The 15,417-nt window shown below is 43.6% G+C and carries 12 protein-coding genes and 3 tRNA genes; 9 read left to right on the forward strand and 6 right to left on the reverse strand.

Annotation, left to right across the window (positions count from 1 at the left end; translation table 11 throughout):
- The first annotated feature begins 206 nt into the window (after positions 1-206).
- Positions 207-1,703 carry an NAD(P)/FAD-dependent oxidoreductase gene (locus FTT83_RS09485; RefSeq protein WP_180042106.1) on the forward strand — a complete coding sequence of 499 codons (1,497 nt, stop codon included), beginning with the start codon at positions 207-209 and terminating at the stop codon, positions 1,701-1,703.
- A gap of 149 nt (positions 1,704-1,852) precedes the next feature.
- On the opposite strand, the gene FTT83_RS09490 is transcribed toward FTT83_RS09485, so the two are convergent.
- Positions 1,853-3,025 carry an acyl-CoA dehydrogenase family protein gene (locus tag FTT83_RS09490; RefSeq protein WP_180042104.1) on the reverse strand — a complete coding sequence of 391 codons (1,173 nt, stop codon included), beginning with the start codon at positions 3,023-3,025 and terminating at the stop codon, positions 1,853-1,855.
- Positions 3,026-3,214: 189 nt separating this feature from the next.
- On the opposite strand from FTT83_RS09490, the gene FTT83_RS09495 reads away from it, so the two are divergent.
- The 5 genes from FTT83_RS09495 to FTT83_RS09515 all read left to right on the forward strand — a co-directional run bounded on the left by FTT83_RS09495 (position 3,215) and on the right by FTT83_RS09515 (position 8,466).
- Positions 3,215-3,472: a succinate dehydrogenase assembly factor 2 gene (locus FTT83_RS09495; protein ID WP_180042102.1), complete on the forward strand. Its 258-nt coding sequence runs from the start codon at positions 3,215-3,217 to the stop codon at positions 3,470-3,472.
- The gene (locus tag FTT83_RS09500; protein ID WP_180042100.1) at positions 3,465-3,851 is read left to right on the forward strand and encodes a hypothetical protein; all 387 of its coding nucleotides are present in this window, start codon (positions 3,465-3,467) and stop codon (positions 3,849-3,851) included. The genes FTT83_RS09495 and FTT83_RS09500 overlap by 8 nt, the downstream gene beginning before the upstream one ends.
- Before the next feature lie 516 nt (positions 3,852-4,367).
- Positions 4,368-5,423, forward strand: a complete 1,056-nt coding sequence (locus FTT83_RS09505) for a hypothetical protein (protein WP_180042098.1) — start codon at positions 4,368-4,370, stop codon at positions 5,421-5,423.
- A gap of 90 nt (positions 5,424-5,513) precedes the next feature.
- Positions 5,514-6,083, forward strand: coding sequence for a rhombosortase (rrtA, locus tag FTT83_RS09510; RefSeq protein ID WP_180042095.1), 570 nt, complete (start codon positions 5,514-5,516; stop codon positions 6,081-6,083).
- 184 nt (positions 6,084-6,267) lie between these two features.
- Positions 6,268-8,466 (forward strand): TRAP transporter large permease subunit, encoded by a 2,199-nt coding sequence (locus FTT83_RS09515; protein WP_180042093.1) that lies wholly within the window; start codon positions 6,268-6,270, stop codon positions 8,464-8,466.
- A 64-nt stretch (positions 8,467-8,530) separates the two neighbouring features.
- Here the strand turns inward: FTT83_RS09515 and FTT83_RS09520 are convergent, their stop codons facing one another.
- The 5 genes from FTT83_RS09520 to rnr form a co-directional block, all read right to left on the reverse strand.
- Entirely contained in the window at positions 8,531-9,403 is an 873-nt protein-coding gene (locus FTT83_RS09520; protein WP_180042091.1) for a DMT family transporter, read from the reverse strand.
- A 56-nt stretch (positions 9,404-9,459) separates the two neighbouring features.
- On the reverse strand, positions 9,460-9,867 hold the full coding sequence (locus FTT83_RS09525) for a hypothetical protein (RefSeq protein ID WP_180042089.1): 408 nt from the start codon (positions 9,865-9,867) through the stop codon (positions 9,460-9,462).
- Between the two features lie 13 nt (positions 9,868-9,880).
- Complete coding sequence (locus tag FTT83_RS09530) at positions 9,881-10,090, reverse strand: YheV family putative zinc ribbon protein (RefSeq protein ID WP_171263178.1); 210 nt, start codon at positions 10,088-10,090, stop codon at positions 9,881-9,883.
- A gap of 41 nt (positions 10,091-10,131) precedes the next feature.
- Entirely contained in the window at positions 10,132-12,171 is a 2,040-nt protein-coding gene (locus FTT83_RS09535) for a M3 family metallopeptidase (RefSeq protein WP_180042087.1), read from the reverse strand.
- Positions 12,172-12,319: 148 nt separating this feature from the next.
- Complete coding sequence (gene rnr / locus FTT83_RS09540) at positions 12,320-14,740, reverse strand: ribonuclease R (RefSeq protein ID WP_180042160.1); 2,421 nt, start codon at positions 14,738-14,740, stop codon at positions 12,320-12,322.
- Positions 14,741-15,004: 264 nt separating this feature from the next.
- Here rnr and FTT83_RS09545 point away from each other — a divergent pair.
- The 3 genes from FTT83_RS09545 (at position 15,005) to FTT83_RS09555 (ending at position 15,313) form a co-directional block, all read left to right on the forward strand.
- Positions 15,005-15,096 (forward strand) — tRNA-Ser (locus tag FTT83_RS09545).
- 15 nt (positions 15,097-15,111) lie between these two features.
- Positions 15,112-15,188: transfer RNA gene (locus tag FTT83_RS09550), tRNA-Arg, on the forward strand.
- 48 nt (positions 15,189-15,236) lie between these two features.
- Positions 15,237-15,313 (forward strand) — tRNA-Arg (locus FTT83_RS09555).
- Positions 15,314-15,417: the final 104 nt, after the last annotated feature.

Here is a 15,417-nt window from a genome sequence, read left to right on the forward strand (position 1 = left end):
TTCAAATGGCTATTCTACGTTTGATTGGTTTTGGAAAAAAAGAAGAATTTAAGAAAGTGCTAGCAATTTTAAGAAAGAAAAAGCCTGATAGGACAAGGATCCTATGAAATTTGTCGTGTACAGAGGACTTTCATACAAACTTGACATTGAGTATTGTCAATTTTATGGTTTAATAAAATAAAGCTTAAACAGGTTATAAAAAGAACATGGAAAAACATATTGATGTGTTGATTGTCGGTGCCGGTATTTCGGGTATTGGTCTGGCTGTTCATCTTTCGAAAAATTGCCCACAACGCCAGTTTGAAATTATTGAACGTCGTGAAAGTTTTGGTGGAACTTGGGATTTATTCAAATATCCGGGAATCCGCTCCGATTCAGATATGTCGACCTTTGGTTTTAATTTTAAGCCGTGGCAAAAAGACAGCGTCTTGGCGGATGGTCCATCCATCAAAAATTATTTATCTGAAGTGATTGACGAGTATCAGCTTAAAAATAAAATCCATTTTCAGCATCGGGTTTTAGCGGCGAATTATAATTCGGCTATTAAAAAGTGGGTGGTTGAAATTGAAGATGCAGCTCAAATAAAGCAAACCTGGGTGGCCAATTTTGTTTTAGGTTGCACAGGTTATTATAATTACGATCAGGGATTCCAACCTGAATTTCCAAATCAGTCTGCATTTAAAGGCGAGTTTATTCATCCGCAACATTGGCCTGAGCAGCTAGATTATTCTGGTAAAAAGGTCGTAATTATTGGTAGTGGAGCCACAGCGATTACCTTAGTGCCAGCCATGGCGAAAGGTGGTGCAGGGCATGTCACCATGCTGCAACGCTCCCCAACCTATATCGCCTCTGTGCCGTCAATTGATGTGGTCTATGAAAAAATGCGTAAGATCTTACCAGAAGATCTGGCCTATAAATTAACGCGCGCGCGTAATATTGGCATGCAACGTGGTATTTATGCCCTGGCGCAGAAACAGCCGAAACTGCTCAAGAAGCTTTTGCTGAATGCGGTGAAATTCCAACTCAAGGGTAAAGTTGACATGAAGCATTTTACTCCAAACTATGAGCCTTGGGATCAGCGTTTATGTGTGGTACCTGATGGTGACCTGTTTAAAATTCTGCGTGAAGGCCGTGCTTCAGTTGAAACGGATCAAATTGAAAAATTTACTGAAACGGGTATTCAGTTAAAGTCAGGTAAACATTTGGATGCGGATATTGTCGTTTCTGCAACCGGATTGAATATTCAGATTTTAGGCGGTATTCAGGCCACGCTTGATGGCAAGCTGATGAATACCTCTCAACATATGCTGTATCAGGGCATCATGGTCAGTGATGTGCCAAATATGGCCATGATTATTGGCTATATCAATGCTTCCTGGACACTGAAAGTGGATATTGCAGCAGATTATATTTGCCGTCTGATCAACTATATGGATAAAAATGGCTATGATGAAGTGATTCCACAAGGTGACGCGACCGAGTTAATGCAAGATACCGTGATGGGCAGTCTGAGTTCAGGTTATATTGCCCGTGCTGCTGATGTCATGCCGAAACAGGGCAAGCATGCACCTTGGAGTGTCTCCAATAATTATCTGGCTGACCGTAAACAATTAAAGCATGCACGTTTTGATGATGGTGTGCTTAAATTTCATAAGCGTGAGCAACAAGATAAGAAAAGCTCGACACCGCGTTTAGTCTCATAATTGAATTTCATTATTTTTTGAAGAGAGAGCAGTAATGCTCCCTCTTTTATACTTATTGAATTATGGGTTCAAGTTGTCAGCTTTTATTCTGCTGCAAGCTGCTACAGATAGAGCACCAAGCATTGAACTGGTCTAGAAATAAACGTTGATTATAGCGAACGTGAAATCAATTCTTTCATAATTTCATTGGTGCCGGCATAAATCCGGTTGGCACGGTTATCAATATAGGCACGTGCGATTGGATATTCCATCATGTAGCCATAACCGCCATGCAGTTGCAGGCATTCATCCACGACTTTGGAAAACATTTCGGAAATTTTGTATTTCGCTGCTGCCGCTGCATCAATCCCAAGCTGTTCAGTAAGTTGTAATTCCATACAGCGGTCTAAATAAGCACGGCAGAAATCGATTTCGGTTCTTAATTCAGCCAGCTTAAAGCGGGTGTTTTGAAAAGCACTGATCGGTTTACCAAAGACTTGGCGTTGTTTGGTGTATTGCACAGTATGCGCAAATGCAGCTTCGGCTCCCGCCTGACAAATGATGGCAACCAGCATGCGTTCCCAGGCCAGTTCTTTCATTAGCATCATAAAACCCATGCCTTCCATACCGAGTAAATTTTCTTTGGGCACGCGGACATTATCAAAGAACAATTCACAAGTATCTTGTCCTTTCATGCCGATTTTATTTAAAGGTTTGCCTTTACTGAAACCGGCGCGATCTGCCTCAACAATGATTAAGGACAGGTTGGCTGAACCTTTATCACTGCTGCCCGTTTTGCAGACCACAATCACCATGTCACACAGGTAGCCATTGGTGATAAAAATTTTGGAACCATTGATGACATAATCACTGCCATCTAAAATAGCAGAGGTACGTACTGCTTGCAGGTCAGATCCAGTTCCGGGTTCGGTCATGGCAATTGCAGTAACGACTTCACCTGTAGCCATTTTTGGTAGCCAGTGCTGCTTTTGTTGCTCATTGCCGAAATTGCAGATGTAATTGGCCACAATATCCGAATGTAGCGAAAAACCGGTTGCTGAATCCATGGCATAGGCCTGTTCTTCAATCAGGATCATACTGTACAGCCGGTCTACACCCGAGCCTCCGTATTGTTCCGGCATGGTGGCACAAAGTAAGCCTAGTGCACCCGCCTCGTTCCACAAATCCCGGTCGACATGCTGTTGCTGTTCATATCTGGAAGTATTGGGAACCACTTCCTTTTCATAAAATTTGCGTACCGTTTCACGGAAAGCTTCATGTTCGGCATTAAACAAATGACGGGGCAGCATATTGGCTAAAGGTCGAATCGCAGCTGATTGCATTATTATTGTGTCCATCTATAAATATGTTGTTTGATAAAAATTAAAAGATTGAGGCATAAGCGACAATGAGATGAATGCTCAAATGTACAGATAAAATGATGAATTTGGTCAATTCGGGCAAATGGCTCGAAATAGAGGGGATGGATAGGGTAAACTAGCAAAAAATTTCACATTGTTGGGGAGCTAGCTATGAGCGAAGAAATCAGCTTGGAAGAACGCAAAGTCATTTATCGTGCTCGTCGCGGTTTAAAAGAGATTGATGTTTATTTTGACCCTTATGTAAAAAATTATTATCTACAGGCAGATGCAGTAGAGAAAGAAACTTTTGCTGAGTTGGTCGCGCAAGAGGACCCAGATCTGCTAGATTGGTTTATGGAAGTGTCTGAACCGCCACGTCCGGAAATGAGAGCCTTGATTGCCAAGTTGAAACATTACGTTCATGGCTAACCGTTGTTTTCAGCTGAAACGCAGCCGTCTGGCCTGCATATTTCAGCTGAGCATTTTTACTCTGTTGATTGTGCTTTTGCAGCAACTCTTGCCCGTATGGCTATGGTTGCTGTGTATTGTGCTAGGTGTAATAACCTATGCCTATGGATTGAAAGTCCTTCAACCGATCTGTTTGGAACATTTGCATGCACGTGAATGGTCACTGTCGCATTTAAAATCGCAACAGGTTAAACGTGTGTCGGTTAGTCATTTGATTGATCATCAGCTTTATATTGTGGTGTATTTCCAGCATTTTCAGGAGAAACCACTCTTGATTTGGGTTGATCAATTGCCTTTTAAGCAATGGAAAGCACTGAAAAAACTGGCTAAATTAAGCTAATTGTTAGACAGTTGTGTAAAATTTATTTTAATTAAATTATTTATAATCAAATATATAGTTATATTTTTTGTTCTTTGTAAGACAGTTTGATGAGAAAAATCACAAATGTTGCAATTGTCAGACAATTTTTCCAGTGAATTATTTCAGCTAAATGTAAATTAAAACTACCAACAGCAACTGAGGAAATCATCATGGTGATTCCAACTTGGATGTTTCTGGTGATAGCAATTGTTTTGGCGATTGTTATTGGACGACTAGGAACAGTGCTGAAGGATCGATTTGCACAACATGAAAGCCGTTAGGCTTTGACCCCTTGATAAGTAGCATGTGCCGAACCGTCGCAATGCTACTTTTTTTTGCCCAAAATTTTTAACTTGATGGAATACAGTCAATTTTCCGTACGTCATTTCGTGGCACAGTAGCAAACCAAATTAGAGTGAATACTCTTTTATTCAAATTTTGCATCTGCTATGTTTAGGTGCTATGGACATAAACACAATTATAGAGGACAGGAAAATGTCGCAAGTCCAAAAAATATGCCAAGGTATGGCAGCCATCATCGTTACAAGTTCTTTATTATCAGGTTGTTCTCAAGTGGTTAAATCAGGGGCAAACATTGCCCTAGGTTTTAGTGAGAAACATATTGTACCGCCTATCTTGGCCATGGATGATGCTGATATGGCATGCAATTCAGGCAATGCCTTAACGCCTGCTATTATGTCCACCAAAGATATGGGGGCAGACCCAACCCGTATTGCGGTTCTTTTATATGCTTCATCAGGAGTTTGTGCTGAAAATCAGGCCTTGGAAGCAGAATTGCATTATTTACGCGCTTCTAAAGCGGGGCAAGTTTCAGAAGCACAAGATGCCCGTATCCAGCAAAAACGCTGGGCTGCCATTGCCGCACAGCGTCAGTATGCAGGCTACCAGCTATTAGAAAAGCGTTGGGCGACAAAATATAACAAGGCCCTAGGTGATGGGTGCCCAAAAATGAAAAGTGACCTCGATCAAACGGTATATTTAATGGGAATGATCAGTGGCTTACAGGCCATGACCAATGACATTAATTCTGGCGGTGCCGTCAATGTACCGAAAGATATTGCGGCAGTGGTGGAACGCGGCATGGTGTGCCTAGATAATTCCAAATTCTGGGGTGCGCCAGAAGCTGCACGTGCAGTCATTTGGACCTTGTTGCCGGGTGCGGGAGATGGTAAGCCCGACCCTTATCAGACTTTAAAACAGTCGGTGCAACTGGGTGAACAAAAAGGTGTACGCTTGTCACATGCCCTGTATGCGGTCGCAGCTCAAGCCAGTGGCGATGATGCCAAGATTCGTGATGCACTGAAAGCATTTGCCACAGCCCGCTCTGAAGAAAAACCGGTTAATCCGCAGTTCAGACTGGTAGACAGTATGGCGCAAAATATGGTGCAGGGGATTTCAGACCGTTACTGGACTGAACATACCGGCATCCGCTCCAGTGATGATGGGATGCAACGTTTCTGGGATGATCAGGATAATTCTGCAGAACTGGATGATTTATTTACTGAAAATGAGAGTGCTGCATCCTCTTAAGTTGAATGGGATGAAAAAAATATAAGAAAAATATGGGTTGGGATGATGTTTTATTTTTAATCCATTATTTCTAAACTGGGGGGCATGCCAATGAAAAACCCGTTTCTGATGCAAAAGATTATTTTTATTGCATTTGTAATGTCTTTTTCGGCATGCCTTCAAGTTTTTGCAGACTCGTTTATTTATTGGCAAGCTGATTTATTTAAAGAATTCTGGCGTTTATGGACTGCCCATTGGGTACATGTGGGATGGATTCATTATCTGCTCAATATGCTGGCTTTTGCCTGTTTACCTTTCATCTTTCCACGCGTCAAAATCTGGCATTTCATTGCTTTACTTTTATTACTTCCGCCGTTTATTAGTCTGTGTTTTTATTATTTTTTTCCGGATATAGAAGCTTATGCCGGTCTGTCTGGAGTCTTGCACGGGGCGTATGTCACCGTTGCCTGTGTGCATCTGTTGTATAGAAAAGAGCGCAATTTTGCTGCCTTGGTGTTGTGCCTGATTCTGGGGAAATTGCTTTGGGAAAATACGGTGGGCAGTGTCGGTACAGCGGAACTGATTGGTAGTCCAGTCCTGGTTGAAGCACATTTATTGGGGGTGATTGGAGGAGTCGTCATCGCTTTGGCTTATGTTTTATGGGAATATTTTGTTGAATAGTGGCAATATTGACATTTAAAACAGAAAAGAAAATACATATTGTCATTTTCATTGATATCGAGTTAATGCAAATTTGTTGATAAGAATAAATAGATTGAATAGAGAAAGGATGTTTTCTATTCAGAAAAGGAAAGTGGCATTGCTGAAGTTGTAGCAATGATTAAAAGAAAAAATAGGAATGCACATGCAAAATGATGAAAACAGCAGATCAGGATTAGGTCTGTTACGTTATATATGGACAGAGTGGATCTCGACTTTTGTCATTCTATTACTACTTTTACTCACACTCATCATCGGTACTGGTGAGATGATTCATGGTCAGCTATTACGTGTAGGTGAACGTTTGTATGGCAATGAAGATATTGGCATGCAATATTCTTTTTTACGTGCAGAACCCACCAAGCCAAGCTGTGACTTACATCCGGATATTGATGCGCAAGTACAAAAACAAATGAAAGCCAATGCCAATGATGAGTTCGCTGATATTTTCGGGACTACATCGGAAGCAGATGTACGGGCTTCGGTTCTGGCAGGGCAGCAACAGTGCCAGGAAAAGTATCAATTCTATGACAAAGCCATTCAATATATGGATGATCATCCAACGATAAGAACTTACCGTACCCTGGAAACCTCATTCTTTGGTGTTTTTAAATTTGGTACTGAAAACCGTGTCATTATTTTATTGTTGATGGTTGTGGTTGCTGCAATCACCGCTTCAGTCAAGTTTCATCATATTGGCTTACGTGCTCCAACCACCAAGCTGGATTATCGTGTTTATGCCCTGTTTATGGCATTGGGTAATGGTCTGCTGACAGCATCGGTACTCAGCCAATACCATTCCATTATCAACTCAGGCGTGACTTCCACGTATGAAACACTGACGGTTTACTGGTTGTGGATTTTCCTATTTATTAGCTTAACCCTGATCAGTCTGTTACAACTCTTTAAACCACCTATGGCTAAACAGGAAGCTAAGGGTAATCTGGGACTGGCTTTACTGAGTGTACCTTTATATGCCTACATGGCATTAGTGACCGGGATTGTTTTTACCTTTGTCATGGATTATCCAATGGGGCAAGGGATTTACCTCGGAATTCTGGTGGAATTCTCTGGCATTTTCTTAAACCTGGCACTGTTTATCTGGGTGGGTATGCTATTGACCCAAACTCGGGTGATGGATTTATTCCTCGGTATTTTACGTCCGTGGAATTTGGCCCCTGAAACCCTGACCTGGCTGATTTTGATTGCCGCTGCGATTCCAACGGCCTATACCGGTGCTTCCGGGATTTTTGTTGTGGCAGCAGGTGCGATCATTTATAAGGAAGTATGGAATTCGGGTTCACGCCGTCAATATGCCCTGGCTGTTTCCGCCATGTCTGGCTCGCTGGGGGTGGTGATTCGTCCCTGCTTGCTGGTGATTCTGATTTCCATGCTCGATAGCCGACATGTAACTTCAGATGAGCTGTTTGATCATGGTATTTATGTCTTCTGGTTGACCGCTTTGATTTTCCTGGGGGTATCACTTTATCTTGCGGAAACACGTTTCCGTGTGAACTCGCCTAAAGTGGCGGTACCGGGCATGTTAAAAGCCATTGTGCCGGTGATTCCTTATATCGTGATTACTGTTGTTGTCATTTTAATGTATACGATGGGTCTGGATACTCAAATGGATGAATTCACTGCTCCGGTGATTCTGCCGATAATCCTGATTGCTTACATTATGTTTGATAAATGGTGGGGTGACCGTTTTGTGACACCACCAGACCGTCATGCAGCTTTAACCCTGGAACATGAAAAACAGTCGACCTTTATGCGCGAACATACACCGCATGGGGGAGAAAAATCACGCGGCTTTGCCCATTCCATGTGGTTTGCTTCAGCAGAAACCGTTGGACATATTGGTGCACTGATTATCCTGATGGCTTTGTCTGCAAGTGTAGGCGGTCTGATTGAACGTAGTGAAGTGGTTGAATTATTGCCAACGCATCTTGGCAATATCTATATTTCACTGGCCTTTATTGCACTGTTGCTGGCAATTGTCGGTATGACGACAGATCCGTTTGGCGCGGTCATTCTGGTGGCTGCCACCATTGCACCGGTAGCTTATGAAAATGGTATTCATCCCATCCATTTCTGGATGATTGTACTGGTTGCATTTGAATTGGGCTATGTCTCTCCGCCTGTGGCGCTGAATCATCTGCTGACCCGAATGTCGGTAGGTGATGATGAGGTTCGTGCTGCCGATGCGGAAGCAAAGGTCAAATACACCAAGTTTTATTACCGTTATGAACGTTGGTTGCTACCGATTATGGTGCTGTTCCCGTCTTTACTGATTGTGACCTATGCGCCGTATATTTTTAAACTGTTCGGTTGGTATCATTAATTGATCATGCTAAAAAAAGCACCTTCGGGTGCTTTTTTTATGATTGGAAAAACTGGCTGAATGATTAGATTGAACGTTTTTTCACCAAGGGACTACACAGGATAATGGCAGTTAAAATGAGTCCGAAACCCATTAAACTATAATAATCCGGTATTTCTTGCCAGAATATAAAGCCCCAGATTCCGGCAAAAATAATGGCAATATAATTTACCGGGCCAATTTGTCCGGCAGGTGCGAGTTTATAGGCATTGGACATGAAAATCTGGCTGATGTTGGCCAGCAGTCCCGCACCAATCAGAAAACCCAGTTCAGTCCAGCTATAGGGACGCCATAGCCAGAACATCGGAATCATGGAAATGAGGGTGCCGATAAAACAGAAATAAAAAACGATTTTTTCTGGCGATTCGGTACTGGTAAGCGCACGAACCGTCACAAATGCCATGGCAGCCAGGAAGCTTGCCCCTAGTCCAATGATCGACATCTGGTTAAACATGCCGGCATCCGGCTTGGCGACAAAGATCACACCGATTAAACCAATCGCTGCAGCAAGAAACATGGCGTTGGTGATTTTTTCTTTCAGAAATAGCCAGGCAATCAGGGGAATAAAAATCGGGGAAGAATAGGTAAACACCATGGCATTGGACAGCTTTAAATGGGCAATCGCATAAAAGAAGCCATACATGGCGACCAGCCCGATCACGGCACGCCAGCTATGCATCCAGATTTTTTCGGTTTTAAAAAATCCAATTCCTTTACGGTAAATAAACGGCAGAAAAATAAACAAGCCGACAAAGTTGCGAAAAAATACAATAGTGGGATTATCTAGCGTGTGTGAGGCATAGCGAATACAGACGCCCATCAGAGAAAATAAAAAGGCAGAGCAGGTCAGTAAGGCAAGTGCTGTAAACAGGTTCCGATTGCTGGTCGGTAGGGACATGAAAGAAATCAGCTAAAACATGTGCTGATATTTTAGCTGAATATTCAACTATAAAATTATTGTTTTTGAGCCAATTGAGCTTCGAGTAATTTAATCTGTTCTTCTTTCAGGGCAATCAGCTCATCTGCATCGGCGTGTTGGGCTTTTAGCATGGTTTCCTGTTCATTTAACTGGCTTTGAATATCATCCAGTTTAGCCACTTCTTCTTTGGCGAGTGATTCATTTTCTGGAACAGCTTGTTTCAGAATTTTTTCATCCACCAGCTGAATGGTTTTCTGCTCGGCTTGAGCAAGCGGTTCAGCTGGTTTTGCAGGAGCCGTTAAACTAGCTCCTTCATGTTCAGGCAATGTTTCGTTTGAAGTTGCAAAAAACCATTGATAGGCTAAAAAAAGCGCAATGATTGCAACCAATCCCCCCATAATGCCCAATAAAAGTTTTGGGCTATTTCTTTGATCTAATGTCATATTGAACCTGTTTTTATTTAGGCTGACGTGGTTTGAACTGAATGACACCAATCTCATCCGGCAGTTCCGGCATTTGTGGTTCTTCGACATGTGTTGGCCGGTTTTCGCTATAGCCACAGTCAATACATTCAATCCATTCATCGTCGCCAGAAGTTAGCATGACAACCCGATCCAGTGCTTCACATTTTGGACATTTAGCACCTGCAATGAAACGACGTTTGATAGTCATCATCCTAACCTTCCGAACAATCTTAGACAGTTAGTTTAAGCGTTTTTAGAGGGCTTCGTCCAACCTTGATGACGTAATAATGCATCTATTTTTGGCTCGCGTCCGCGGAAATTGATAAACGCGTCAAGTGCTGTATCTTTTCCGCCAACTGCTAGAATAAATTGACGAAATTCTTTTCCGGTCTGCACATTAAAGATTCCTTCTTTTTCGAAACGGTCGAAGGCATCACTGGCCAAAACTTCGGCCCACTTATAAGAGTAATAACCCGCAGCATAGCCTCCGGCAAAAATATGGCTAAAGCTATGCTGGAAACGGTTATAACTGGCTGTCGGTGCGACCGCATATTTTTGGCGAATTTCGTCCAGCGTCGCTTGTACCTGTTCGGCATTTAAAGCAGAACTGTGTTTGTGAATCGACAGGTCAAACAGGGCAAATTCGATTTGACGCAAGGTTTGCATACCAGACTGGAAGAAACGGGCATCCAGCAAGGATTTAAGCAAATCTTCTGGCAAATGCTGCCGGGTTTCGATGTGTTCGCTGAGCAGGTCGAGGCTGTCAGTATCCCAGGTCCAGAACTCCATAAACTGGCTTGGTAGCTCGACTGCATCCCAATCTACGCCGTGTGTACCTGCCACGGCAATATGGTCGACTTCGGTCAATAGATGATGCAGCCCATGGCCAAATTCGTGGAACAGGGTATTCACTTCATCGTGAGTGAGCAGCGCAGGTTGATCGCCTACAGCAGGGGTGAAGTTGCAGACCATGTAGCAAATCGGTTTTTGCAGGCCTTGTCGGGTTTGCATGCGCGAGCGGAAACCACTCATCCAGGCACCACCGCGTTTGCCGCTACGTGCATACAGATCGAAATAAAAACCGCCGACTACCTTGCCTTGATCTTCCAGTTCAAAATAGCGTGCATCTGGATGCCAGACGGGCGCTTCACGTTCCACAATGTTGATGCCGTAAAGACGATTTACAATACTGAACAAGCCTTGCAAAATCTTGGGTGCAGGGAAATACGGTTTCAGTGATTCCTGCGATAAATTGAACTGTTGCTGTTTCAGTTTTTCCGAATAATAACCTGTATCCCACGGCTGTAATTCGAGAATGCCATCCTGAATGGCGATGGTTTTTAATTCGGCAATTTCTTTACTTGCAGGTGTTCGGGCATGTTCAGCCAGGTCGACCAGGAACTTATCTACGGTTTCGACATCCGGCGCCATTTTGCTGGCCAGCGATAACTCGGCATAGTTGTTGAAACCTAATAACTGTGCCATTTCATGACGTAGACTCAGGATTTCTTCCATCACCTGGGTATTGTCAAATTCAGGATGCTCAGATAGGTCGGAAGCACGTGTGGTATAGGCTTTGTATAACTCTTCACGTAAGCCACGGTCATCGGCATAGGTCATGATGGCCAGATAAGCCGGAATGTCCAATGTCGCAACTGACTGATCAAGTTCGCGTTGCTGACCATATTGTTTGAGCAGATCGATGCTGCTTTGTGGTAAACCTTTGAGTTGTTCTTCAGTTAGAGGCTTGAAGTAGATTTGTGTGGCATCGAGGACATGGTTAGAAAAGTCAGATGACAGCTGTGACAAACGTGCAGAAATTTCTGCATAGCGTTTTTTCGCTTCACCTTCTAAAGCCACGCCTGAAAGTTTGAAATCGCGCAGTGCCAGTTTAATGGCACTTTGATGGGCTGCAGGGAGGGTGCTAAATACGGATGAGTCATGTACATGTTGATAGCTTTGATAGAGCACCGTATGTTGACCCAGCTGGGTGTAGTATTCACTTAATGCTGGAAGCAGGGATTGATAAAGTTCACGCGTTTCTGTGTTATTCATCACGGCATTGAGATGTGATAGCACACCCCAAGCTTCGCTCATGTTGTTTTCCAGCGTATCGACCTGTTCCAGAACATTGAGCTGTGCTTGAGCGTTCTCTGGAACTGCAGTTAAATCTTTTAAAAAACTTTGTCCTTGTTGAATTGCTTGTTCAATCTGTTGTTTTAAATCAGCCAGTTGAATCTGGTCAAATTGTGGAACGGGCAAGGTCGCCTTTTCTAAAGTCATTTCTAATACGCCATATCATTTATAAAGTTAATAGTAGATGTAAGGCTTAGAGAAGGTTAAATCAAGGGCTATTATTTTTCAGTCGGTAAATACTTTCTAGATTAGACTCAATAAAAAGCCCTACCGAAGTAGGGCTTTTATCAGAAAATTAGTCTAGCTTAGCTTTCGCATTCGACTTTTTCTTTTTCGGTTTGGATTTTTTCTTCAGCTTGTCTTTGGCTTTTGCATCCGATTTGGCTGAAGATTTTTTATCTGACTTTTTAGCTGGTGCAGCAGATTTGGTTTTAGGCTTTTTCTTGCGAATCGGTTGTTCACCATCTTCACTGACCACGGCTTTCGCACGCGGGCTAAATACTTCTTCTGTTGTTGTCTTGGCCACACGTGGCGCGCGGCTACGAATAGCACGGCCGGCATGGGTTATTTGTTGCAACAGTTCAAAGTCAATTTTGCGATCGTCCAGATTTACCGCAGCCACCTTAATTTTGACTTCATCGCCCAGACTAAAGGTTTGACCACGTGCCTGACCGATTAAGCTTTGGCTTGGCTGGTCATAGACAAAATAGTCATCGCCCAGTTGGCTGACGTGGATCATACCATCAACATAGAGGTCTTTTAATGTTACAAACAGGCCAAATTCAGCCACTGCACTGATCACACCGACAAATTCTTCAGCTAAATGCTGCTTCATATAATGACATTTCAACCAGGTGGTGACGGAACGGGAAGCTTCATCGGCACGGCGTTCGGTTTGAGAGAAATGTTCTCCGGCATCATCCAGAGCGGCACCGGAAAGCAGGAAAGGCTTTTGTTTTAAATGGGCTTTGATGGCACGGTGCAATAACAAGTCCGGGTAACGGCGGATCGGAGAGGTGAAATGGGTATAGGCCTCATACGCCAAACCAAAATGCCCGGCATTATTTGCACCGTAATAGGCTTGCATCATCGAGCGTAACAGCACCGCATGAATGCTTGGAGCATCAATACGGTCTTTGGTGGCTTCAATCACCGCCTGATAATCTTTTTGCGTTGGTTGTTCCGGGAAAGGCAGGCCGAGCAATTTCACATATTCACGCACTTTCTGGATGCGTGAAAATTCAGGTGGCTCATGTACACGGTATAACATCGGAATGTCATTTTCCAGGGCATATTCTGCGGCTGCGACGTTTGCCAATAACATACATTCTTCAATCAGCTTATGCGCTTCGTTACGTGTACGTGGCAGAATTTCATTAATGCCACCTAACTCATCAAAGGTCATGTAGGTTTCGACTGTTTCGAATTCCATGGCATGACGCTCTGCACGTAAACCTTTCAGGATCTGATACAGCTGGAACAAGGTATTCAGCGATTTGCGTACATCACGATCTTCAGGAACTGCTTTGCTGTCGCCATCAAAATACTGTGCCACCTGAGTATAGGTGAGACGCGCTTTGGAATGCATGACTGATGGATAGAATTCAAAACCAGTGACGCGACCGGCACGTGACAGTTTTAGATCACAGACCATACAGAGACGATCGACATGCGGATTCAGCGAGCACAAGCCATTGGAAAGTGCTTCCGGCAACATTGGTAAGACAAAATGCGGGAAATAGACTGAAGTGCCACGTTCTTTGGCTTCGTCATCTAGCGGTTTGTCGTTGCGGACATAATGGCTTACGTCAGCGATGGCTACGACCACACGGTAGCCGCCACCTAGACGTTTTTCGGCATATACGGCATCGTCAAAGTCGCGTGCATCCTCACCATCAATGGTGACCAGAGCCAAATCACGTAAATCGATACGACCTTCACGGTCTTGTGCAGAAGGTTCCTTAAAGTGTTCGGCATCGCGAAGCACTTCTTCCGGGAATTCATAAGGCAAGCCAAATTCTAAAATGGTTTGCGGAATAATGATTTCGGTATCTGCCTTGTCTGCCATAGACTGAACGATATGACCGGTCGCCAGTTCTTCGCGGGTTGGATAGTCATCAATCGCCACACGAACCGAATCACCTACTTTGACCTGGGCATGTTCAATCAGTTCTTTTTCCAGGGTAATCGGCTGATGGGCATTCGGATTGGTCGGCTGAATAAAGTATTCGCCATCGTGAATGGCCACTTTACCAATAATCTGTTTCACCCGATGTTGCACCACTTCGGTAATAAAGCCCCAAGGCTTACCTTTGCGGTCGACCGAGGTTTGACGGACCTTGACCCGGTCGCCATTAAAGACCAGACGCAGCTCGCGTTCAGGCAGTAAAAGGTCTTCATGATCGGCAATCGAGGCACTACCCAGACCTTTGGAATTGATATAGACGGTGGCTTCATGCGTCGGCTGGCTGGCGGCAAGCTGGAACTTATATCCATCTTTCATCAACTGGCCATCGCGAACCATGGCGATCAGGCGATGACTGAGTGCATCAATACTTTTTTGATCTGCAATTTCAAAATGTTCTACTAAATCTGCATGAGATTGTGGTGCTTGTAATTTTTCAATCGTTTCAGAAATCAGAATACGGCTAGGAATAGGATTTTCATAGCGTTCAGCTTCAGCTTTAGCTTCAGGATCGACCCAATTTTTCATAATGTCTTTGGCTTCATGTCAGAAGATAGGATTAGCATAAGTCATGCTGCAACAGACTGCACGTAAATGATTGCAATAATGTGTTTTTCAGTTCAAATTTTGGGGTAAGGCTGAATATTTCACGGTCACCAGCCATAAAACAGATAGAAAAGGGCAGAGCAAAGTCGTAAATTGTTTAAAAAATAGATGATTGATTAAAAATATCAGAATTTTTTCAAATCTGACTTGAAGAAATGAAGTTTAATTTGTATTATGGCGGCTCGTTACGGTGAGGTGGCCGAGTGGCTGAAGGTACTCCCCTGCTAAGGGAGCGTGGGTCTTAAAGCCCACCGAGGGTTCGAATCCCTCTCTCACCGCCACGAATAACTTGAAATGCGCTCATAGCTCAGCTGGATAGAGCACTTGGCTACGAACTAAGGGGTCGGGAGTTCGAATCTCTCTGAGCGCACCAATCAAGTTAAACGTAAATGTAACGAATGCTGAAAGGCAACTCAAGTACGCGCTCATAGCTCAGCTGGATAGAGCACTTGGCTACGAACTAAGGGGTCGGGAGTTCGAATCTCTCTGAGCGCACCAACTTGAACACATCGACAGATGTAAAACTGGAAGAAACCGCACATGTTGCGGTTTTTTTGTGTCTGAAATTTGGTGTAACTTAATCTTGTCAATTTTTCCATGAG

Source organism: Acinetobacter sp. YH01018 (genome assembly GCF_013420295.1).
Taxonomy (GTDB): Bacteria; Pseudomonadota; Gammaproteobacteria; order Pseudomonadales; family Moraxellaceae; genus Acinetobacter.